General features: G+C 70.3%; 21 protein-coding genes. 9 read left to right on the top strand and 12 right to left on the bottom strand.

What is annotated here, in order from left to right; genetic code table 11:
- The first annotated feature begins 63 nt into the window (after window positions 1-63).
- The gene (locus ACXNSR_RS02675; RefSeq protein ID WP_458640512.1) at window positions 64-624 is read left to right on the top strand and encodes a hemerythrin domain-containing protein; all 561 of its coding nucleotides are present in this window, start codon (window positions 64-66) and stop codon (window positions 622-624) included.
- Between the two features lie 192 nt (window positions 625-816).
- Window positions 817-1,320: a hypothetical protein gene (locus ACXNSR_RS02680; RefSeq protein ID WP_458640513.1), complete on the top strand. Its 504-nt coding sequence runs from the start codon at window positions 817-819 to the stop codon at window positions 1,318-1,320.
- Window positions 1,321-1,671: 351 nt separating this feature from the next.
- Here the strand turns inward: ACXNSR_RS02680 and ACXNSR_RS02685 are convergent, their stop codons facing one another.
- Window positions 1,672-2,463, bottom strand: coding sequence for an anti-sigma factor antagonist (locus ACXNSR_RS02685; protein ID WP_458640514.1), 792 nt, complete (start codon window positions 2,461-2,463; stop codon window positions 1,672-1,674).
- A gap of 92 nt (window positions 2,464-2,555) precedes the next feature.
- Entirely contained in the window at window positions 2,556-2,918 is a 363-nt protein-coding gene (locus ACXNSR_RS02690; RefSeq protein ID WP_458640515.1) for an AsnC family transcriptional regulator, read from the bottom strand.
- A gap of 176 nt (window positions 2,919-3,094) precedes the next feature.
- Between ACXNSR_RS02690 and ACXNSR_RS02695 the strand changes: the two genes are divergently transcribed.
- On the top strand, window positions 3,095-5,077 hold the full coding sequence (locus tag ACXNSR_RS02695) for a SpoIIE family protein phosphatase (protein WP_458640516.1): 1,983 nt from the start codon (window positions 3,095-3,097) through the stop codon (window positions 5,075-5,077).
- A 37-nt stretch (window positions 5,078-5,114) separates the two neighbouring features.
- Here the strand turns inward: ACXNSR_RS02695 and ACXNSR_RS02700 are convergent, their stop codons facing one another.
- From ACXNSR_RS02700 to ACXNSR_RS02715, 4 genes are all read right to left on the bottom strand, one after another.
- On the bottom strand, window positions 5,115-6,299 hold the full coding sequence (locus ACXNSR_RS02700; RefSeq protein WP_458640517.1) for an alcohol dehydrogenase catalytic domain-containing protein: 1,185 nt from the start codon (window positions 6,297-6,299) through the stop codon (window positions 5,115-5,117).
- A gap of 14 nt (window positions 6,300-6,313) precedes the next feature.
- Window positions 6,314-6,451 carry a hypothetical protein gene (locus tag ACXNSR_RS02705; RefSeq protein WP_458640518.1) on the bottom strand — a complete coding sequence of 46 codons (138 nt, stop codon included), beginning with the start codon at window positions 6,449-6,451 and terminating at the stop codon, window positions 6,314-6,316.
- Window positions 6,452-6,743: 292 nt separating this feature from the next.
- The gene (locus tag ACXNSR_RS02710; RefSeq protein WP_458640519.1) at window positions 6,744-7,385 is read right to left on the bottom strand and encodes an endonuclease; all 642 of its coding nucleotides are present in this window, start codon (window positions 7,383-7,385) and stop codon (window positions 6,744-6,746) included.
- 254 nt (window positions 7,386-7,639) lie between these two features.
- Window positions 7,640-8,089, bottom strand: coding sequence for an SRPBCC family protein (locus ACXNSR_RS02715; RefSeq protein ID WP_458640520.1), 450 nt, complete (start codon window positions 8,087-8,089; stop codon window positions 7,640-7,642).
- 396 nt (window positions 8,090-8,485) lie between these two features.
- On the opposite strand from ACXNSR_RS02715, the gene ACXNSR_RS02720 reads away from it, so the two are divergent.
- The 4 genes from ACXNSR_RS02720 (at window position 8,486) to ACXNSR_RS02735 (ending at window position 11,052) form a co-directional block, all read left to right on the top strand.
- Window positions 8,486-8,803: an STAS domain-containing protein gene (locus ACXNSR_RS02720; protein WP_458640521.1), complete on the top strand. Its 318-nt coding sequence runs from the start codon at window positions 8,486-8,488 to the stop codon at window positions 8,801-8,803.
- A gap of 299 nt (window positions 8,804-9,102) precedes the next feature.
- The gene (locus ACXNSR_RS02725) at window positions 9,103-9,798 is read left to right on the top strand and encodes a HemK2/MTQ2 family protein methyltransferase (RefSeq protein WP_458640522.1); all 696 of its coding nucleotides are present in this window, start codon (window positions 9,103-9,105) and stop codon (window positions 9,796-9,798) included.
- Between the two features lie 25 nt (window positions 9,799-9,823).
- On the top strand, window positions 9,824-10,012 hold the full coding sequence (locus ACXNSR_RS02730; protein ID WP_458640523.1) for a CDGSH iron-sulfur domain-containing protein: 189 nt from the start codon (window positions 9,824-9,826) through the stop codon (window positions 10,010-10,012).
- Window positions 10,009-11,052 (top strand): iron-containing redox enzyme family protein, encoded by a 1,044-nt coding sequence (locus ACXNSR_RS02735; protein ID WP_458640524.1) that lies wholly within the window; start codon window positions 10,009-10,011, stop codon window positions 11,050-11,052. The genes ACXNSR_RS02730 and ACXNSR_RS02735 overlap by 4 nt, the downstream gene beginning before the upstream one ends.
- 186 nt (window positions 11,053-11,238) lie before the next feature.
- Here the strand turns inward: ACXNSR_RS02735 and ACXNSR_RS02740 are convergent, their stop codons facing one another.
- From ACXNSR_RS02740 to ACXNSR_RS02755, 4 genes are all read right to left on the bottom strand, one after another.
- Entirely contained in the window at window positions 11,239-12,219 is a 981-nt protein-coding gene (locus tag ACXNSR_RS02740) for a helix-turn-helix transcriptional regulator (protein WP_458640525.1), read from the bottom strand.
- A gap of 344 nt (window positions 12,220-12,563) precedes the next feature.
- Window positions 12,564-13,922: an AI-2E family transporter gene (locus ACXNSR_RS02745; protein ID WP_458640526.1), complete on the bottom strand. Its 1,359-nt coding sequence runs from the start codon at window positions 13,920-13,922 to the stop codon at window positions 12,564-12,566.
- A 182-nt stretch (window positions 13,923-14,104) separates the two neighbouring features.
- Window positions 14,105-14,578, bottom strand: coding sequence for a hypothetical protein (locus tag ACXNSR_RS02750; protein WP_458640527.1), 474 nt, complete (start codon window positions 14,576-14,578; stop codon window positions 14,105-14,107).
- Window positions 14,579-14,862: 284 nt separating this feature from the next.
- On the bottom strand, window positions 14,863-15,375 hold the full coding sequence (locus tag ACXNSR_RS02755; protein WP_458640528.1) for an AAA family ATPase: 513 nt from the start codon (window positions 15,373-15,375) through the stop codon (window positions 14,863-14,865).
- Between the two features lie 569 nt (window positions 15,376-15,944).
- Between ACXNSR_RS02755 and ACXNSR_RS02760 the strand changes: the two genes are divergently transcribed.
- Together ACXNSR_RS02760 and ACXNSR_RS02765 are read left to right on the top strand one after the other, a co-directional pair.
- Entirely contained in the window at window positions 15,945-17,111 is a 1,167-nt protein-coding gene (locus ACXNSR_RS02760) for a metallophosphoesterase (RefSeq protein ID WP_458640529.1), read from the top strand.
- 181 nt (window positions 17,112-17,292) lie between these two features.
- A complete protein-coding gene (locus ACXNSR_RS02765) occupies window positions 17,293-18,384 on the top strand; it encodes a GNAT family N-acetyltransferase (RefSeq protein WP_458640530.1) in 1,092 nt (363 codons plus the stop codon).
- A 400-nt stretch (window positions 18,385-18,784) separates the two neighbouring features.
- Here ACXNSR_RS02765 and speB read toward each other — a convergent pair whose 3' ends face one another.
- Together speB and ACXNSR_RS02775 are read right to left on the bottom strand one after the other, a co-directional pair.
- On the bottom strand, window positions 18,785-19,774 hold the full coding sequence (gene speB / locus ACXNSR_RS02770; protein WP_458640531.1) for an agmatinase: 990 nt from the start codon (window positions 19,772-19,774) through the stop codon (window positions 18,785-18,787).
- 34 nt (window positions 19,775-19,808) lie between these two features.
- A complete protein-coding gene (locus tag ACXNSR_RS02775; RefSeq protein WP_458640532.1) occupies window positions 19,809-21,365 on the bottom strand; it encodes an acyl-CoA carboxylase subunit beta in 1,557 nt (518 codons plus the stop codon).
- Between the last annotated feature and the right edge of the window lie 480 nt (window positions 21,366-21,845).

Here is a 21,845-nt window from a genome sequence, read left to right on the forward strand (position 1 = left end):
TCCGGCGGGGAACCCATCGGGTCGGGCCGGAGCGGCCCGACCCCGAACACGCACGGAGACGGCATGGGACACGGTGGAAATGTGATCAACGAGCTGATGACCGACCACCGGGAGGTGGAGGAGATGTTCGGCCGTCTCCAGGCCATGACCGGCACCGGGCAGGAGCTCCGCGACCTCATCGACGAGATCACCATCGAGCTGGTGCGGCATTCGGTCGCCGAGGAGCAGTACCTCTACCCGGCGGTACGCGAGCACGTCCAAGGCGGCGACCGGATGGCGGACAAGGAGGTCGAGGACCACAGCCGCGTCGAGAAGATCCTCAAGCAGCTCGAGAAGATGAGCACCGACGACGCGCAGATGAGTCCGCTCCTGCAGCAGCTCATGGACGAGGTCGCCGCCCACCTGCAGGACGAGGAGAGCAACCTCTTCCCGATGCTGCAGCGCGCCTGCACGCCGGAGCAACTGGACGATCTCGGTGACAAGATCCGCCGCGCCAAGGCCATGGCGCCCACCCGCCCGCACCCCGCCGCACCGAGCAGCCCCACGGCCAGCAAACTCCTCGCACCCGGTGCCGGCCTGGTGGACCGGGCACGCGACTTCGTGACCGGCCGCGGCAAGTCCTGAACCCTCACCCGCGGCGGCGGGCCCGCACGTACGGGTGCGGGCCCGCCGCCCCGGACGGACGGTGACGTGCGTCATGCCGCACGCCCGCAGCATCCGGCTACCCTGGTCGCCCACGAGCGGAGCGGCGCAGCTTCGCGCCGCAGCTCGCAAACCCCCACGGGCCAGGGCGAGCACGCCCCCGAGGAAGCCGCCGTGTCCTCCGACCTCACACCCGTCATAGCCGCCGGCACCCGCTGGCTCCTGACCGCCTTCCCACCCGCACCGGGCGCGTTCAGCCGCGCCCTGGCCGAGGCCCAGGCCCGGCAGGCCGTCACCCTTGCCGCCGCCCTGCGGTACCCGACCCCGCTCGACGTGCAGCTCCTGCACCTCCTCGGCCCGGGCGGAAGCGCCCGGCTGGACTGGCTGACCGGCGCCGATCACGGCAGCGACGCCGACGCCGGCTGGCGGACCTGGGTGGACGAAACCGTCGTCAGCTGGGCCGCCTGTCTCCTCGCCGCCCCGTCCCTCGCCACGGACGCCCACCACCTGGTCGACCGTGGCCAGGCGGGCGAGATCACCCGCCTCACCCGCCCCGGCGACCACGAACACGACGCCGCACCCTTGCTGCGCCACCCCGACCTGCTCGAACCGGTCGCCGCTCTGCACCGGGAACCACTGCTGGACCTGCTGGACAAGGAGAACGCCACTCTGGGGTAGGGCAGGCTTTCACCACAGGGCACGTGGAAAGCCGCCGCCGGCCTCGCGCAGGTGTGCGGAATCCACGTCGGGGATCCCCGACGCCGACACGCCGGCAGCGCTGTGCAGAGCGTGCTTGAACCGACGGGCGGCACGGACGCGCGCCGGCTGGCCGGTCCTCGCCCAGCAGGCCGTCGGACTCGGATTACGGGCGGCGTTCTCGATCCCCCTGGACTCGGCCGCTGTGACGGTGGGGACGCTCGATCTCCACCGGGACCGCCCCGGCCCCTTCTCCGAACGCGTCCTTCGCCTTTCCCGCGGCCGACGCGATCACCACCGCCCTGCTCGCCATCTGCCGAGATCGGATCGGGCCTAACGAGGCGGGAGCGCGGTCCGACCTGGGACGTCCCTTCCGGCTCTGGCTGCGCCGGCCATCCGCGCGGCAGCGGCAAAGTCCTGCAGACGGCGGAGCAGTCGGGTGGGCCTGCCGCCGGTGTCGGCAGGCGGATCCCCTTCGTCGGCGAGGTCCAGGACCTGCCGGGGCTGGGGCTGCCAGTTGTAGGCGAAGAACGCGATGCCACGACCATCCAGACGGCGGACGAAATCGAGCAGGCCGTGCAGGCCCACCACGTCGAGGAAGGCCACGTCCCGCATGTCGCAAGCCACCACGTCGGCCCCGTCGAGAGCGGACTGCACCCCCTCAAGGGCGGATTGAGTGTCCGTGCAGAGGGCACCGGCGGGCGTGAGGTGCACGGTCGGCCCGTAGCGCCTCACCTTGATCTGCAACTCCAGTGCGTCAGCGGGCCAACCGTGGACCGTGAGCACCTCATCGGCCCCGGTGATCCGCAGCAGGCGTGCGACGGGGCGGCTGAGCGCCGTGAGAGCGAGTGATTTCCCTGCCTGCTGGGCCTGCCGGTCCAGGTCCAGCAGAACGTGCAGACCCGAGCTGTCACAGAAGGTGACAGCGGTCAGATCGACGTCAAGTCCGCTGGGGCCCTCGGACAACGCCGCGGTGAGTTCCTGACGCAGCCTGCCGGCGTCGTCCATGTCGATCTCACCGCTCACCCGGGCCAACACCCGCTGGGGTCCCGGTTCTACGACCACGGCAAGGACGCTGTCAGCGTGGTCCGCGCCCGTGGGCGGGAGTTCGGGATCAGAGGTCACGGCCTTACCCCTTGCAACATCCCGATGGAGAAGAGGCCTGGCAGGGCAAGGTACTGGACAGCGCGGACCGCGAGCCGCCTGCTGATCGCGGATCAGCCGCGCGGATCGCGCTCACTGCGGTCACCATGTGCGGGAGGTGGTCCGGTTGCCTGTGCCCTTCGGTCCAGGTCGACCAGTAGCTGCAGGAGGTCGGCAACCGGATGGTGCCCCTCGGCCGGATGACGGAAGAGGGTTCCGGAAGTCACCTCGTAATGATTCCGGCGGCCGTTGCGTACCCGTGTGAGGTATCCGGCGTTCTCCAGGTCCGCGACGATGGCCTGAGCCGCGCGTTCGGTGATGCGGCAGGTCCCGGCCATGTCTCGCAACCGCGTCTCCGAGTCCCCGAGGATCATGGCGAGGATCCGGGCGTGGTTCGTGACGAACGTCCAGTTGGTCCGATGTTCCATCGGCTCCATGTCGGAATTATACGATTCGCGATTCAGGATTCGCCAGACCGGAATCCCGGCACGTGTTTCCGTGCCGCACCGATGGAGGCCTCGCCCGTTGGTCTGCGTGCCTCGGTTGCCTCAACGCGGGGCCGTCCGGCCGGCCGTAGGTGCTTTCGCGACGGGGATCGTGCCATGCTCCTTGTGTGACGGAGGAACCGCAGGGTCCCCGGACAGGTGATGAGCTGCGGACGATGGCGAAGGTCGTGGCCCGGCTGAGCGCCGAGCTGACCCTTGTGAAGGACACCGTCGCGGCCGCTGCGGTGATCGAGCAGGCCAAGGGCGTACTGATGGTCACCCACCGGTCGAGCGCCGAACAAGCCGGCGAGGAGCTGGCCGAACGTGCCCGAGCGGGCAGCCGTTCCCTCGCCGAGGAGGCCCGGCTCGTCCTCGATCGTCTTTCCTCCGCCCTTCTGGACGGTCCGGACCCGGGCCACGCCGCGGAGCGGGTTGGGTCGGACCTTTTCTCCTCGGCCCGCTACCGCAACGGAAGCTCCCCGCCCCCGCCCTCTGCGCCTGCGCCGGAGGGCGGTCACGCCTGGTTTTTGGCGCCTCGGACAAGGCGGCGTCCTCCACTGCGGCGGCGACGGCCACACCTGCTCATGGCGCAGGAGTTCCTGGACGCGCTGTCCGGTTCGGTCACCCTGCTCACTCCCGTACGCGGCCGCGGCGGAAACGTGGAGGACTACCGCATCGACGCCGCTTCACCGGAGGCCGTCGACATCGCGGGGCGTACCGGAAGGGAACTGGTCGGGCTGCGCGTGCTGGAGGCGTACCCGACGGTGCTGGGCACCGAGCTGTGGGACGGCTACCGCAGCGCACTGGAGACGGGCACCGTCTGGACCGGCGCGCCGTTCGAGTACGAGGAGATCGTCGCCGGCATCCCTCGTCTGTCCCGCTTCCAGCTCCGGGCGGCGCCCTCGGGCGGACGGCTGGTCGTGTCGTGGGTGCGACTCGACGCCGGGGAACGCGAACAGCATCGCAACAGGGTCATGCAGCGGCTGGGCAACCTGGGCTGGGCCGACTGGGACCTGGTCACCGACACGATCACATGGTCCGAGCAGGTCTACACGATCTTCGGCCGGAACCCGGCCGAGGGCCCGATGACGCTGGAGGAACTCCCTCGCCACGTGCCCGCGGACGACCTGCCGGCGCTCGGGGCGAACGTGCAAAGGCTGCTCGGTGAGGGCCGGCCCATCGACCATGCCTTCCGTATCCTCACCCCGGCGGGCGTGCGGCACCTGCGGATCGTTGCCGAGGCCGAGCGCGACGCGGAAGGCAACCCCGTCGAGGTCCACGGCTTCTTCCAGGACACCACCGCCACCAGGAGCATCGAACACGAACTCCTCGAACGACAGCTCGCCGCCACGGCCCAGCGCATCCAGCTCAACGCCGAACGTGACCTGGCGGCGCGCCTGCGTCGCGCTCTTCTCCCCCTGCCGCAGCAGTCACTGCACGTGGCCGACGTCCACATCGATGTCGTCTACCAGCCCGTCCACCAGGGCCTGAACGTCGGCGGCGACTGGTACAGCGCCATCGAGCTCCCCGACGGCAGTCTCTTCGTAGTGGTCGGGGACGTCGCCGGCCACGGCATGGGTTCAGTGGGCACCATGGCGCAGCTACGGTTCACCGCCAAGGGTATGGCCGTCACCGGCACGCCGCTGACCGGCATCCTCAGCCGGCTGAACCTCCTGCTACTGCACTCCGGCGACAGCCTCACCGCCACCGCCACCGTGATCATGGCCCGCTACCAGCCTGAGACTCGTACCCTGACCTGGGCGCGGGCCGGCCATCTCCCGCCACTCCTGGTTCGCGGCGGCCGCGCCCGCTACCTGGACTCGCCGGACGGCGTACTCCTGGGCGCCACCCGCGATGCCCGGTACACCGAAGCCACCCTTGCTCTGGAAGAGAGCGACGAGCTGTTCCTCTACACGGACGGCCTGATCGAAAAGCCGGAAGAGGATCTCGGCGAGAGCCTCACTCGGCTCGTCGCCGCGGTCATGGCCACACCCGCACCGCGTCGTGACCTCGACGACCTGGTGACCGCCCTTGGCGTCCCAGGCGAGCCACGGGACGACGTGTGCGTGCTGCGGATCACCGCCGGCCGCTCCAGCGGGCAACCGCAGTGAGCCATCGGGGCTCGACGCTCCCTGCCCGGCTCGGTCGTCAGGGATGGAAGAGGACCTTCACCATGTGGTCCTGTTTCGTCTGGAAGTCCGCGTACGCCTGCGGGGCGTCGTCCAGGGACAGGTGGTGGGTGGCGAATCCTTCGTCACCGAGGGGGTCCCCGTCGGTCAGCAGCGGCAGGAGGTCGTCGACCCACCGGTGGACGTTGGCCTGTCCCATGCGCAGCTGGATCTGCTTGTCGAACATCGTGAGCAGCGGCAGCGGATCGGCGGCACCGCCGTAGACACCGGACAGGGAGATGGTGCCGCCGCGGCGTACGAGCTCGATGGCCAGTCTCAGGGCCGCCAGGCTGTCCACGCCGGTCTTCTTCATCAGCGCCGAGGCCATGGCGTCCGGAAGCAGGCCGGTCGCGGTCTGGGCCGCCCTGGCGCCGACACCGCCATGGGCCTCCATGCCGACAGCGTCGATCACGGCGTCCGGGCCGCGCCCGGCAGTAACGCCGCGAACCGCCTCGACGAGCTGATCTCCGTACGCGGACAAGTCGAAGACCTGTACGCCGTGTCCGGCCGCGCGGGCGAGCCGTTCGGGCACCAGGTCGATGCCGATCACTTTGCCGGCTCCTCGATGAGCGGCGATACGGGTGCACATGTCGCCGATGGGCCCGAGCCCCAGGACGGCCACGCTGCCGCCGGGCGGGACGTCGGCGTAGACCACGGCCTGCCAGGCTGTCGGCAGGACGTCCGACAGGTAGACGAACCGCTCGTCCGACGGCCCTTCAGGAACACGGATCGGGAGGGTGTCCGCGAAGGGGACGCGCAGGTACTCGGCCTGCCCGCCGGGCACCTGCCCGTAGAGCTTGGTGTAGCCGAAGAGGCTCGCACCGCTGCCGTGCTCGTGGACCTGGGTCGTCTCGCACTGCGAGTGCAGACCCCGCTCGCACATGAAGCAGGTACCGCAGGAGACGTTGAACGGCACGACGACCCTGTCGCCCACCCTCAGGTCCCGCGCCCGGGGCCCCACCTCGGCCACGACTCCCATCGGCTCGTGTCCCAGGATGTCCCCGGCGTCCAGGAACGGCCCGAGGACCTCGTACAGATGCAGGTCCGATCCGCACAGGCCCGTCGTCGTCACCTTGATCACGGCGTCAGTGGGTTCGACGATCTGTGGATCCGGAACAGTTGCCACCTCGATCTTGCGGCGGCCCTGCCAGGTCACGGCTTTCATCGTGCCTCCTCCGGTCACGCGGCATCGCGATGTCGCGGTCGGTGAGCATGCCCTTCAGAAGTTGATCGCTGCCGCTTGGCCGCGTCGAGGATGTTGTCGTCGGCACCGATGCAGGTGGCGTCCGGCGTCATGATCTCGCGTGCAGTAGTCACGGTGTCTCCCGGGGTTCGATCGGCCACGCGGTCGGGCCCGGCGGGCCTGGTATCCAAGCGCCTGCCCTCCGCCAGCCCCTCCAAGCAGCTCACGCCCGGCGAGGTCCGGGAGCGGGCCTTCCGCCGGGTGGGCCCCGAGCCGGTCGCGAAGGTCGCCTTCACCGAACGGACCACCGCCGCTACCTGGAACTGCGCGATGAGAGGCCGCGCACGAGGTGGTCCGCGAGCAACCGGCCGGGACGGCCCGCTGACCCCGAACCCGGGGCTACGGATGCACCCGAGCCACGTTCGGTCAGTCCGCTTCGCCCAGGTCGTCGGCGGCTTCTCCGGAGAGTTCTACCCGTACCAGGGCGGCTGCCAGCTGCGGCAGTTCCTCGGCGGTGACGAGCCCTGCCAGGCGCTCCGGCGTCGTGGGGAGCCCCAACCGACCGGCAGCGCGGCGCGCACGGCGGTCGAACGACGGGCGGAGCTCGGGCCACAGGCCCTGTGCCTCCCGGCAGAAGATGTCCGCCCCGACGGGCCCGATTCGCGGGACGTCCTGCAGCAGCTCGCGTACCCGGTCCGGGTCGCCGCCCGCTTCGTCGCGCAGCTGGCGCAGGTCTCCTCGGTATTGGTCGAGGATGAACTCGGCCCCCGATCCCAGCGCGGTCGCGGTGCTCTCGTCGTAGCGGCGGTAATGGGCGCGGCCCAGCGCGTCCACCCGGTCCTGCCACGAAGCGGCCTGCATGGCCCGCGGTGTCCGCATACCGGCCACGAACAGCTCTCGGGCTGCGGCCACGGCGATGTCGGCCTTGATCCGGACCGAGAACAGCACGCACAGGGTCAGCAGGCGGTACAGCGGCGCGGGGGTGTTCCGCAGCCGGATGCCCGCTTCCGCGGCGTAGGTGTATCCATACGCCTCCATCAGGCGCTTCGTCGTATCCGCGCGGGTCATCGACTTCTCCCGGATGTTTGTTCGCGGATCATCTGCCAACCGCCCCAAATCGCTCCCGCAGCAGCCGAGTCGGCGTCGCCGCACCAAGGTCCGGACCGTTCCCGGACCAGCGCCTCCGTCCCGTCCGGATCCGTCCTCAAGCCGTCGGTGGCCACGCGGGTCGGACGGCTGCGCGCGCGGGGCGCCGGCGCGGCGTGCCGACGGGGCCGTGCAGCATCGGCGGACGCTGTGTGCGCGGCCCCGCCGGTTCGATGTCAGACCTGGCCGCGCCATGCGCCGGTGGCGGATCCGCGGTCCTCGATGAAGTGCTTGAAGCGCTTCAGGTCGCCCTTGACCTGACGGTCGACGAAGCCGAGCTTGTCGCCGATGTTCTCCGCCATCCCTTCGGGGTCGAAGTCCATCATCAGGGTGACCTGCGTATGGGTCGGGTCGATGGGCTCGAAGGTCACCAGGCCCGACTGTTCGGTCTCGCCTCCCACGGAAACCCAGGCGACCTTGGTGTCGGGGATCTGCTCGGTGATCTCCGCGTCGAACTCGCGCTCCACACCGGAGATCTTCGTCACCCAGTGCGTGAGCGTGTCCGTGCGCTGCTCGATCCGCTCGACGCCGCCCATGAACCGCGGGAACGACTCGAACTGCGTCCACTGGTCGTAGGCGGTTCGGACCGGGACGTCGACCTCGATGGATTCCTTGACCTGCGACATGTTCAGCCTCCTGGGTGTCTGGTGTGCGAGTCCGAGCCAGCCCGTCGCTCGGCGGCGAGCGGTCACTGGGTCGGGCATTTCATCGGTGCCCCTCACCGACGCGCCTGCCCCACCCCACGAACGGCACACACCGAACGAGCCGTCTTGCTGGACCGCACGGTCCGCCCCGCCGGCCCGCTCTGCGGAATGCGTACGGGGCTGGAGCCGTGCGTCGACCCCGTCGGGCTGCGGGGCTCTGCGCGAACTGGCCGGGGGTTCGCGGACGGTGCGGGGAACGGCGGCCCCGGCCGGCGATGCCGCACGACGAACACGTGATCTTCGTTTCCCGGCTGTCGGCGGGCACACGGCGTCCCCTACGGTCGCTGTGAGCAATCCACTCGTGTGCTGGGAGACATCGTGATCACCCCCAAGGTGACGGTCGGGACCGACGCAGCCGGTGTGCGGCTGGTCGTCTGCTCCGGCGAGTTCGATCTGGACAGCGCGGGGCTGCTGGTGGAGGTCTGCGAAGAAGCCGCCCCGGCGGAGCGTCTGATCCTCGATGTCACCCAGGTGACGTTCGCGGATTCAAGCTTCCTCAACGCCTTGATCCGGCTGCGGAACGATCGCCCGTTGGCTCTCCGGGGTCCCCTGCCGAAGCAGTTGTACGGGGTGATGGAAATGACGGGCGCCCTGCCCTTGTTCGAGATCCGCGACAGCACCGGCCGTACTCGCTGACGCTCACGGCGGGTGTCGCCCGCGCCACTGTGGGCGACCGCTGACGTCGTCGGAGCTCGCCGTCGCGGTGGTGGCCCCGTCGGTCGATTCCGGCACGACAGATCGGCGGCGCGGTCCAGGTCGGGACGGCGAGGTCGTGCTGCCCGGGCGGCATGTCGGCGGACCGATCGAACCCATGGGAGGGGTCGCCCGGTCGTGGATAGCGCGCCGGTGTACGGGTAGCCGCCTCAGCGAACCACCAGCCACACCGTGCGCGCCGTCGGCACCGGCAGCGCACGGCCGACCCCGGGAGGTCACCCATGGCGTCCGCACTCATGGCGGCAGTGACGCCTCCGCCCGCCCGCCTGTACGTCCCGCCCGGCGTCTACCGCCCGCAGGCCGACACGGGGCTTCTCGCGCGGGCCCTCGCACACGAGGGCATCGGCCCGGCCACGGACGTCATGGACATCGGAACCGGATCCGGTGTCCTCGCGCTCCTCGCCGCCTCCAGGGGCGCCCGTGTCACCGCGGTGGACGTCTCCTGGAGGGCGGTGGCGGCAGCCCGCCTGAACGGCATCCGCCTCGGCCTGCCCCTGCGGGTCCTGCACGGCGACTTCGCCGCCGTGAGCCCCGGCAGGCGCTTCGACGTCGTCGTGGCCAACCCCCCGTACGTCCCCTCCCCCGTGGCCGGCCCGCCCGGTCCCGGCCCGGAACGTGCCTGGGACGGCGGCGACACCGGCCGCCGGATCATCGACAGGATCTGCGCGCGGGCAACGGCGCTGCTGCGCCCCAGTGGTGTCCTGCTGATGGTCCACTCCGCCCTGTGCGGTTCCCGCACGACGGTGGAGCGCCTGCGCCTGGCAGGGCTGTCGGCGCAGGTCACGATGCGGGCTGTCGTGCCGTGGGGGCCCGTGCTGCGTTCCCGTCGGGCCTGGCTGGAGGAGCAGGGACTCGTGGGCGCCGACGAGGACCGGGAAGGGCTGGTGGTCATCCGTGCCGAACGATCCTGCTCCTAGGCCGTCTGGGACGCGGCGGGTCCGCATGGAACGAGGGGGCCCGGTGGTGGTGGAGGGGCCCGTCGAGGTCGTGCTGGAGGACGGCACGGTGGCCCGTTCCGACCGGTTCGCGGTGGCACTGTGCACCTGCCGCCGCAGTCGCACCTTTCCGTGGTGCGACACCAGCCACCGCCGGCGGGAACACCGCGGCCCGGCCGAAGGAGACCGCCCGTGAACGCGAACCTTTCCGCCACGGCCCGCTCCGCACCGGTACTGGTCGGGGGACGGGGTGACCTCTCGTCCGCGGTGGTCGAGTCCCTGCGCACCGGACGGCCGCCCGTTCGCGACCCTGCCGCGCTCCTGAAGACCGACCCGTGGGCCGAGGACCTGCAGCTCGCCCTCCACCTGCTCTACGAGCTCCACTACCGCGGCTTCGCGGGCGTCGACGACGACCGCGAGTGGGATCCGGACCTGCTCCGGATGCGCCGGGCGCTGGAGACCCGCTTCCTGCACGCCCTGCGGACCGACCTCAAGGACGCGCCGCGCTCTGCCGAGGCGGCTTTCGCGCCCCTCCTCGTCGAGCCCGTCGACCTGTCGGGCAGCGTCAGCCGCCACCTGGAGACGGACGGCGAGCTGTGGCAGCTGCGCGAGTACGCTGCCCTGCGTTCGCTCTACCACCTGAAGGAGGCCGACCCCCACCTGTGGGTCGTCCCCCGGCTGACGGGCCGCGCGAAGGCGGCCATGGTGGCCGTCGAGTACGACGAGTTCGGCGCGGGACGGGCCGAACGCATCCACGCCCGGCTGTTCGCCGCGCTCATGACGGACCTCGGCCTGGACACCTCGTACGGTGCCCACCTCGACCGGGCGCCCGCGGTGCTGCTGGCCACCGTCAACCTGATGTCCCTCTTCGGCCTGCACCGCGCCCTGCGGGGGGCTCTGGTGGGGCACTTCGCCTGCGTCGAGATCACCTCGCCGCCCGGATCGCGCCGTCTCGCCGCGGCGATGCGCCGCTGCGGCGCCGGGCCGGCGGCCGAGCACTTCTACGCGGAACACGTCGAGGCCGACGCCTTGCACGAACAGGTGGTCCGCCACGACGTGGTCGGCGGCCTCCTCGCCGAGGAGCCCGAACTGGAGCCGGACGTGGCGTTCGGCTGCGCCGCGACCGTCATGCTGGAGGACCGCCTGAGCACGCACCTCCTCACGGCCTGGGCCGAGGGACGCTCGGCCCTGCGCTGCCCTGAGGGTGGCGGCGGTGGCACCTCATGCCCGGAGTGAGAGCCTTGAGGAAGACCTGGCCCGGTTGACCTCCCTGTCGGGCCTGCACGGGGTCCTCCGGACCGCGCTCGCGGTGATCCTGCGCGACGAGGGGCCGCGACACGGCCGCCCATGGGGACCGCCTCGTCGTGGTCCGAGCTCGGCCCGCTGTGGCCGACGGGGTCGCGGCAGCACAGGACTGATCCGTCAGCGGCCGACCAGCGTGTCCCGGGGCAGGACTCCGTACGCCGCGCGGTAGGCGGCGGCGAACCGGCTCTGGTGGTGGAAGCCCCAGCGGTGGGCGACGGCGGTCACCGTGTCCCGGGCGGGATCCGCCGCGATCAGCTCCTCGTGCGCCAAAGCCAGGCGCACGCGGCGCAGGTGGGCCGTCGGCGTGGTGCCGAGGTGGCGTCGGAAGGCGTACTGGAGTGCCCGGGGGGTGACGCCGGCGGCCGCGGCCATCTCGGTGAGTCCGATCTCGGCCTCGGGGTGCGACTCGATGAACGCGACGGCCCTGCGCACGGTTTCGGAGGTCGCGTCACGGCCGTCCGCGAGGACCCGCTCGGGGCCGGCGTCGGTGGGGAAGACCGTCAGGAGGGTCGCCGCGAGGAGCCTGGCGACTGCGTCGACCACCAGCGGCGCACCGTCCGCCGGGAGGGCCAGGACGCTCGTCTCCGCATAGTCGACGGTGCGTTTCCACTGGGCGGCCATGGCCGGGGAGACGGGTGTGAAGCGGGTGAAGCGCAGCGGGCGGGGCTGCTGCCCGGCCGGATGTCCCGCGAGTTCCCTCACCAGGGCGAGCGGTACGGTCACGGCCCGCAGCTCGGCGGCGTACACCCGGCCCGCGTAAGGGAGGTGTGGCTGGGAGATCGCCAGGACGTCTCCCGGGCCGGCGTCGGTGACGTCGTCCTTGCACTCACGCGTCATACGGCCTCCGACGACGTGCGTGACGGCGACGGCTCCGAGCGGGTCGGTGGCGTAGGAGTACTCGGTCGGCAGTGCCAGCGTGCTGAGCGACAGGGAGCCGACGCTGGTGCGCGCGTAGCTGAACGGGCTGTGGGGCGTGGGGCTGCTCATGCGCAGGCTCGTCCCGTACGAGGCCCTCAGCCAGTCGCGGGCGACGTCCACTTCGGTGGTACGGAAGCTGCTGCGCCGACTCGAGGCGGCGGTCTGCGGCTGCTGTGACACGGCGATGGGCGTCCTCTCGTGCGACGGGCGCGGCGGCGGAGGACCCACGCGGCTTCAGCCTATCCACCGGAACGGGCCCCGCGTGCGCGTCCGCTCACCGGAGCACGAACCGCCCGGCCCACGGCGTACGGGCAACAGCTCCGAACGCACGGGCAGCCGGGGTCCGCGGCCATGCGCGCACCGGCCACGACCGCTTCGGCCGGGCGGCGCAGGGACAGCGAGCCGGGCGCTGGGCGCGGCGGCGGCCGAGATGGTCCTACGCGGAACACGCCGGGGCCGACGCCCGCCGACGTTCGCTCCGTGGCGTCGAGCCGCCACTCGGGTACGTGGGCCTGCCCGGCGGGTTACCCGTCGGCGGCCGGGGGCCCGGGCGCGGGTTCTCCGGCGGCGACGGGAGCCTCCGGCCCCGCCGGCGTCACCGACGGCGTGGGCTGCCCCGGTTCCGGGTCCGGTGGCGCATCCGGTTCGGCTCCCTGTCCGGGCGCCGGCCCGTCGTCCTCGCCGGAATGGGACCGGAGGTGCGTGATCACCGTGTTCGCGACGGCCACCAGCGGGACGGCGACGACCGCTCCGCCGATGCCGGCGATGAGCCCTCCGGTGGCGACGGACAGGGCCACGGCCAGCGGATGGATCCGGACGGCCCGTCCCAGGATGAACGGTTGCAGGATGTGCCCTTCGATCTGTTGGACGAGGAGCACCACCAGCAAGGTCATCAAGGCGGTGAAGACGCCTTGGGTGACCAGCGCGACGATCACGGCGAGCGCACCGGAGGCGATGGCGCCGATGAGCGGTACGAAGGAGGCCAGGAAGATCACTACGGCGATGGGTACGGCGAGGGGGACTCCGAGGAAGTAGATCCCGACCCCGATGAACACCGCGTCGATCAGGGCGACGATCAGCGTGCCGCGGATGTAGGCGGTGAGCGTCCGCCAGGCCGGCCAGCCTGCTCCGGCGACTCGGGGCCGTACGGCGACCGGGAGCAGCCTCAGCGTCCACTCCCAGACGCGTCGGCCGTCGTACAGCAGGAAGAGCGTGACGAACATCGCCAGGAGCATGCCGGTGATGACCTCGATCAGGACGGTCACTCCCTGCAGACCGGTCGAGGTGATCTCGCCGGCGCTGGTGCCGATGGCGTCGCTCACGCGCTCGGTGACGTCATTGATCTGCTGCTCGGTCACGTGGAACGGGCTGTTGAGGAGCCAGCGTTTCAGTTCCTCGACGCCTTCCTGGAGCCGTTCGGACAGGCTGTCCAGATTGTCGAGCACCTGCCATACGACGAACCAGCCGATCAGTCCGAGCGCGAAGAACCCGCAGAGCGCCGTGGCGAGGGTGGCGAGCCCCTGAGGGAGTCCCCGGCGGCGCAGCCGGGCGACCGTCGGCTGGAGCAGCGCGGTGATCAGCAGCCCGGCGACGAAGGCCAGCGCAACGAGCCGAACGGATCCGATCACCCGCATGAGCACCCACACGGCGGCGGCGAGAACCAGGAACCGCCAGGCGATTTCGGCCGCGACCCGCATACTCCAGGGCACCACACGGGCAGGGTCCGGGGCGCGCTCCCGCACCTGGGCGGGGTAGAGGCGCGCCGTCCGTTGCCGTTCGGCCACCTCCTCGGCGTCGTGGCGGGCCAGCGCGCGTTCACGCTGCCTCTCCAGCTCGGTCGCGGCACCCTTCGCCCGGCTGAGCAGGTCACGGATCCTGGACATCCTGGGACCTCCCTCCGCCCCGATGGACCGTCTACCCGCGTTTCGGGGTGGTCAGACGACCGGTTCGGTGGAGGTGTTCCGGCGACGGCATCGCCCTGTGTCTGCCGTGACCAGCCACGAAGACGTCGACGGCGACGAAGCAGGCCCCGGCCGCGGGCATCCGTTGCCGGGCAGGACAGACCTCACGTGCCGGGCTCGGAGTCCCTCGGGGTTCCGGGCGGGCGGGCGGTGTGATCGGGGTGTCCGGCCGTGCGGCGCGCCTCCTTCATCTCCGCCTCGTACAGGTGGTCACGGCCTGCCACCAGGGTCTCCCGCGCCTGTCGTTCGAGGCTGCGGAACGGCTCGTAGTAGGTGCGGTTGTACTCCTCGACGATCTGGAAGGTCCAGTGGCCCGGAATCACGTTGCGCCCCAGAACCTCTTCCTCGACCCGGTCCGCCCATGCCGCCTGACCGGCTTCCCTGAGCAGGTGCACCGCCCGGTCCAGCTCGAGGTCCGCCGTCCCGGTCAGCTGGTGGAATCCATAGAGGTGTCCGCGCGCCCTCTCGACCGTCTCCAGCGCCTTCGACAGCGATCCCAACGCCTCCACGGTGGCATCGCCGACCCCTTCGGGCCGTTCGTGGGCGCGGTCCGGGCCGTCTGCATCGCTCGTGGGCATTCCGTGGACATGCCCCTCCGCGCCCGCCGGGTAAGCGCCGTCGGTGTCACGTCCGCCGAAAGGACCAGCGCCCCGGAAGCGGCGGGATCCCGAACGGGCCGAGATTCCGGGAAACGGTGCCACCTCGGACACTCTGAAGGCTTCCGGAACGCCCCGCCTGCCGACTACGCAGCGTTGGAGGTGATGCGTGCGTCCCGGTGCCCGGGCCCCCGGCCGTGTCCGTGGGCCGCGGAGCCTCCGCCGGGAAGCAGAGCATCACCGTCCTTTCCCACGCACCGGCGTGGTCACTTCCGCGGTCGGTCGAACTGTGCCCGGGGACCGCCGTCCCGGGAGGTGCGGTCGAGCAGGACGAGGGAGGTGAGTCCCTCCACTGCTGCCGATCCGTCGCCGTCCACCGAGGACAGGAGTCTCGCGAGACCTCTTCGGTGTGTGGCGAAGACCCGGCGTGAGGTCAGACGCCGTCGAGCGTGCTGGCCCGACAGGGCCTCCTGGAAGCCGACGTCGAGCAGAACCATGTGCAGGGGTCGCCCGGCTCGGTCGGCGTTGCCGGCGAGCCATCGGCGCATCCAGGGCCTGCTGCCGCAGTCATGGACCAGCAGCGGATGCTCGCGCCGGATCTCCGTACGTATCCAGTGCATGTGCCTCAGCCGGGCCCAGGGCTGGTACATCCGGTAGGGAAGCCAGGGGGGCATCACCGCCTGGTGCGCCGCGCGGGTGGCGCGGGGGTCGACCACCGTGGCGAGAGGCGCCCAGGCATTGAGCAGGGTGCTTTTGCCGCTGCCGGGAAGGCCGGCCACGACGACGACCGCGTTGTGCGGGAAGGACAGCCGGACGCCTGACTCTTCCTGGCCCCGCAGATCGACAATGCCTTTCGGACGTATGGGGTCAGCGGCGCGTCGCTCTCGGGCGACCGGGGCCGTCGTCCCCTTCCCGCTCGCGAGACGCGTGACAGGGGCCTGGTCCTCGCGGCGGGACCGTTCCCCGACCCGCTGCACGTCCGGCTGCCGTTCTATCGAGTACTTGATGGTGATGGGTGGCTCACTTTTTCGCGGCTGATGAGGGTGGGGACCCCGTGGAAGGTGCTGTTCTACCGCGACGGATCTTGGTGGGGCCGACCGGGCGAAATGGCTTCCTGCTGACGCTTCAGCATGCCTCACACGGTGGATCCCGGTGTTCAAAGGGGGGCAAAGAAGGTCACCGGCGGCCGGGCCGCGGGGCGGACTCACGACCGTCCGACCTCCATGCCGGGAGGGCCCGGACTCACTCGCCGTGATGCGTTCATCCCCAACTTCCCTGTCGACACCGTGCAGTCGAACGGACTTGCCACCGTGAGGCGACCGCCCGTTCGACGTCCACGGAGATGGTGATGACGCGTTTCAGGGCACGGATACTCGGCGTTGTCGCGGCTGCCTTGTCGGTCAGCCTCGTAGCGCTCCCCGCAGCCGCGGCCGACCGGTCCGCTCCAGAAGCGAAGGCGCTGGAGAACTTCAGCATCGTGGTCCTCCCCGACACGCAGTACTCGGCGGAGAGCTTCCCGCAGGCCTTCAACTCCCAGGGCAAGTGGATCAAGGAGAACACGGTCGCGCGGAACATCAAGTACGCGATCCACGAGGGCGACATGGTCGACGACTCCGATCAGCCCCATCAGTGGACCAACGCGACCAGTGCGATGGGACAGCTGAACGGCACGACCCCGTACATCCTCGGGGTGGGCAATCACGACATGGACGCGATGCCGAAAGGCCAGAACCCTGCCGTGGTGCGCGACGCGGTGGCCTTCAACCGCAACTTCCCGCGCAGCGCCTTCTCGAACCTTCCGTCGTTCGGCGGCACCTACCCGGCCGGGCAGAACGACAACAGCTTCCACATGTTCTCGGCCGGGGGCACGAACTGGCTGATCCTCGCGCTGAAGTACGCCCCCACCGATGACGAGATCGCCTGGGGCAACAAGGTGATCTCCGACCACCCGGACCGCCAGGTCATGATCGTGACCCACGCCTACCAGAACGGCACGGTGAAGGACTCCGTCGGCCAGAAGCTGTGGACCAGGATGGTCAGCAGGCACCCCAACGTGGCCATGGTGTTCTCCGGCCACTACGTGAACCAGGGGGTGATCGTGGAGAAGGGGGTGAACGGCAACACGGTCCACCAGATCCAGGCGGACTACCAGAACCCCAGCACGCTCGGACCGAACAGCTACCTGCGGATCCTCGAGTTCAACCCCACGGCCAAGACGGTCGGCGTGCAGACCTACTCGCCGTACCTCAACAAGAACCTGACCGATGGGAAGAACCGGTTCACGCTCCGGAACGTGAGCTTCCCGCGCGCAGGTCGCGGGGGCGCATCGGCGATGCTCGCTCTCTGCGGGAGCCCGGCAGGCGGGTGCGTCTCAGCAGTGGCTGCGTACGGCGCCGGCAGTCGAACACTCGGCGGAGCCGCTTCCCGCCGTTCCAGTGGGTCCTGCGAACCCCGTCGCAGTCACCCCCACGCGGCTGTGTCTCCGCCGCTGCCTGATACTCCGACAGTCGTTTAACACCGCAGGGCGCCATCACACACCTGGCCCGGCCGCGGCCAAAGCGGTCGGCAGGACCAGCCCCGAGGCTCGCAGAGACCTTCGGGGCCGGGTGGTGCGTCCCGGCGTGGCCGCAGCGCACGACTCGTGTGCTGGCAGTCGGTCAGGGCCCGGTGAGTTCTTCGACGTATCAGGAGCCGTAGTGACCGTTCAAAGCATCGACGTGATCCGCCCCACGGAGCTGACCCCGGCCGATCTGGAGTTGTGGGGCGAACTGCGGGCCAGTACGGCGCCCCATGCCAACCCCTTCATGAGTCCGGAGTTCTGCCGGACGGTCGGCCGTGTCAGGCAGGGTGCCAGGGTCGCGGTCGTGCGCCAGGACGGCGAGCCGGCCGGATTCTTCCCCTTCGAGCGGGGCAGGTGGGGCCGCGGCCGTGCCATCGGCCTGGGCGTGTCCGACTGCCAGGGGGCCGTGCTGCGCCCCGGTACGGTCGTGGACCCGCACCAGCTGCTGCGTGCCAGCTCACTGTCCGTCTGGGAGTTCAACCACCTCGAAAGCGGTCAGGACCTGTTCCTGCCGTTCGCCACGGGGCGGTTCGCCTCGCCCGTCATCGACCTCGCGGGCGGCTACGCCGACTACGAGACCCTGCTCCGGGCCGGTTCCCGCACCTTCCTGAAGGCGACCCGGGCACAGGAACGCCGCCTGGCCCGGCAGGCGGGGCCTCTGCGCTTCGTGTTCGACGAGCGCAGTCCGGCGGTGCTGCGGACGCTGATGGCGTGGAAGTCCGCCCAGTACCGCCGCACGGGCCGGCGCGACCGGTTCGCCCAGAACTGGATCAACAACCTGGTGACGACGCTCGCCACCACGCGGACACCGTCCTGCTCGGGCCTGCTGTCCGTCCTCTACGCGGGCGGACGGCCCGTCGCCGCACACTTCGGTCTGCGCTCGCGCACCGTGCTGTCGTGCTGGTTCCCCGCCTACGACCGGGACTTCGCCACGTTCAGTCCCGGACGCGTCCTCTACCTCCGGATGATCGAGGCGGCCGCCGCCGCCGGGATCGACATGCTCGATCTCGGCAGGGGCGACGCCCCCTACAAGGACTCCCTCAAGACACGGGAGCTGACCGTGCACGAGGGTGCGGTGCTCCGGGCCGGGGCCGGGGCAGCCCTGCACTGGCTCAGCCACGAGCCGCCACGCGCCGCCCGGGGGTTCGTGCGAGAGCGCCCGCACCTCAAAGCCGCAGCCCTGCGCACCTTGGCCACGGTCGGCAGGATGCGTGACCGCCACCCGTGAGCACAGCGCTGGAGGCTCCGGTCCGGAGCATGCTCTGGCCACCGAGCGGGAACGCCCGCACAGAGTCGCGACGCTCTGCGGCCGGTCCCCATGGAGCACGCGCCCGGCATGAACTCAATGAACGAAAGGATGACTTGAGCCCCCGCGGCGGGCATGGTCTGGGGACAGGCGTTCACCGATGCCGGAATCACTCGTTCACTGCCCGGATCCGGGCAGGGCATTGGCCTGGAATTCGGCGGCATGACCGCGCTGGTTCAATTTCCGTCTGCGCTCGGCACAAGATTTCTTGGAATTTTAGTAAACACTCCCTCATCCTGCATGACGCCCCGGGCAGGAATAGGGTAATGACCCGGCCGGCCAAACGGCCGGTCGGGTTAATTCACGCATGCGAGCGCGGCGGCTACTGCGTTACGCCCCAGCGGACCGGGGCGATCTGCTTGGACATGATGGTGATCAGCTCGTACGCGGCATGGGACGCCGCAATCGAGGTGATTCCCGCGTGGTCGTACGCCGGCGCGACCTCCACGATGTCGGCGGAAACCAGGTGGCAGTCCGACAGACCGCGCAGGATCTCCAGCAGCTCGCGCGAGGTCATGCCGCCGGCCTCGGGCGTGCCGGTGCCGGGCGCGTGCGCCGGGTCCAGGACGTCGATGTCGATGGAGACGTACAGGGGCCGGTCGCCGACCCGTTCGCGCAGCTGCTGGGCGATCTCGTCCACCCCGCGCCGCATCACGTCCGCCGAGGTGACGATGCCGAAGCCGAGCTTGGCGTCGTCGTCGAGGTCCTGCTTGCCGTAGATCGGGCCGCGCGTCCCGACGTGGCAGAGGGCCGAGGTGTCGACGACGCCCTCCTCCACGGCCCGGCGGAACGGCATGCCGTGGGTGTACTGCTGGCCGAAGTAGTCGTCCCAGGTGTCCAGGTGCGCGTCGAAGTGCAGGACCGCCACCGGACCGTGCTTCTTGGCCACGGAGCGCAGCAGCGGCAGCGCCACGGTGTGGTCGCCGCCCAGCGTCATCAGCCGGGCACCGCCCGAGAGCAGCTCGTCGGCGGCGGCCTCGATCGTCTCCACCGCCTCGGCCGCGTCGAACGGGTTGGCACTGATGTCACCGGCGTCCGCGACCTGGCTGAAGTGGTACGGGTAGACGTCCTGCGCCGGGTTGTAGGGGCGCAGGGTCCGCGAGGCCTCACGAATGGCGTTGCCGCCGAAGCGCGCTCCGGGGCGGTACGTGACGCCGCCGTCGTACGGGATCCCGACCACGGCGATGTCCGCCTTCTCCACCTGGTCCAGGCGGGGGACGCGGCCGAACGTGGCCTGACCGGCGAAGTGGAGCGTCCGGTCGGTCTCGGTCGGCGGCAGCGGCGGAGTCACTCCGTTGGGCTGGGCGGTCATGGTGCGATCAGTGCCTTTCCAGGGTACGGCGGGGTCACATCGGGGGGTTGCCGTGCTTGCGCTGCGGCAGATCGGCGTGCTTGTTGCGGAGCATCGCGAGGGCGCTGACGAGCACCTCGCGGGTCTCGGCGGGGTCGATGACGTCGTCGACGAGGCCGCGCTCGGCCGCGTAGTACGGGTGCATCAGCTCGGCCTTGTACTCCTTGACCATGCGTACGCGCATGGCCTCGGGGTCCTCGGCGTCCGCGATCTGCCTGCGGAAGATGACGTTGGCCGCGCCCTCGGCGCCCATCACGGCGATCTCGTTGGTCGGCCAGGCATAGGTGATGTCGGCACCGATGGACTGGGAGTCCATGACGATGTACGCGCCGCCGTAGGCCTTGCGCAGGATCAGCGAGATCCGCGGGACGGTGGCGTTGCAGTACGCGTACAGCAGCTTGGCGCCGTGGCGGATGATGCCGCCGTGCTCCTGGTCGACGCCCGGCAGGAAGCCGGGGACGTCCAGCAGCGTGATGATCGGGATGTTGAAGGCGTCGCACATCTGGACGAACCGCGCGGACTTCTCGGAGGCCTCGATGTCCAGGACGCCGGCGAGGTGGGCGGGCTGGTTGGCGACGATGCCGACGACCTGGCCGTCCATCCGCGCCAGCGCGCAGATGATGTTGCGGGCCCAGCGCTCGTGGATCTCCAGGACGTCGCCGTCGTCGACGAGTTCCTCGATGACCTTGTGCATGTCGTACGGGCGGTTGCCGTCGGCGGGCACCAGGTCCAGGAGGACCTCGCTGCGCCGGCCGGCCGGGTCGGACGTCTCGTGGACGGGCGGGTTCTCGCGGTTGTTGGAGGGGAGCATCGAGATGAGGTAGCGGACCTCGGAGATGCAGGTCTCCTCGTCGTCGTACGCGAAGTGCGCCACGCCCGAGGTCTCGGCGTGCACGTCGGCGCCGCCGAGGCCGTTCTGGGTGATCTCCTCGCCGGTCACCGCGCGGACCACGTCCGGGCCGGTGATGAACATCTGCGAGGTCTCCCGGACCATGAAGACGAAGTCCGTCAGCGCCGGCGAGTACGCGGCGCCGCCCGCGCACGGGCCGAGCATCACCGAGATCTGCGGGATGACGCCCGAGGCCCTGGTGTTGCGCTGGAAGATGCCGCCGTAGCCGGCGAGCGCGGAGACGCCCTCCTGGATACGGGCGCCGGCGCCGTCGTTGAGGGAGACCAGCGGGGCACCGGCCGCGATGGCCATGTCCATGATCTTGTGGATCTTCGTGGCGTGGGCCTCGCCCAGAGCGCCGCCGAAGATACGGAAGTCGTGCGCGTAGACGAAGACCGTCCGGCCCTCGACCGTGCCCCAGCCGGTGATGACACCGTCGGTGTAGGGCTTCTTGTTCTCGAGGCCGAAGCCGGTCGCCCGGTGGCGGCGCAGCTGCTCGACCTCCCTGAAGGAACCCTCGTCGAGGAGCAGCGCGATGCGCTCGCGCGCCGTCAGCTTGCCCTTCGCGTGCTGGGCCTCGGTCGCACGGTCACTCGGTCCACGCCGCGCCTGCTCGCGCAGCCCGCGCAACTCGGCCACTTTCCCGGTGAGGTTCGTCGTCATGTGCCCTCTCGACCCCGGCCCCGCGGATGCGGGCGTCATCGGTTCGCGCGGACCTCCAAAGGGCCGCTCCCCCGCCATTAAACGAGCGGCCGACGCGGCTTCTCCACCGCCTCCGACCCCTATTCTCCGCGCGGCCACCCCTAGAGCGGAAACAGCCGAATCCACACGCATTTGAGGTTTCCTTGAGGTTTCCGATCGTGACGAAACGGAAGGTGGCGGATTTAGTTGAACCGGCCACGTCCTGGTTCCGTGCGACAGGAGAAAGGACTGCAGGCGGGCGACCCGACCAAAGTTGGTACAGTTCAATCAACCTGCCGAACGGGAAGTATCGGTCTGCCGTTTGACCAACGGTGAGCGCTGAATTCCAGGCGCTCCTCGGGCACCGTCTTCCTGTAGGTGCGGCAACTCGAAGTGAATAGCCATGTCATGCCATGAGACCGACATGCGACGTTTCTTATCTCTCTCGGGGAGGCTTCCACA

It is taken from the genome of Streptomyces sp. NC-S4 (genome assembly GCF_054353315.1).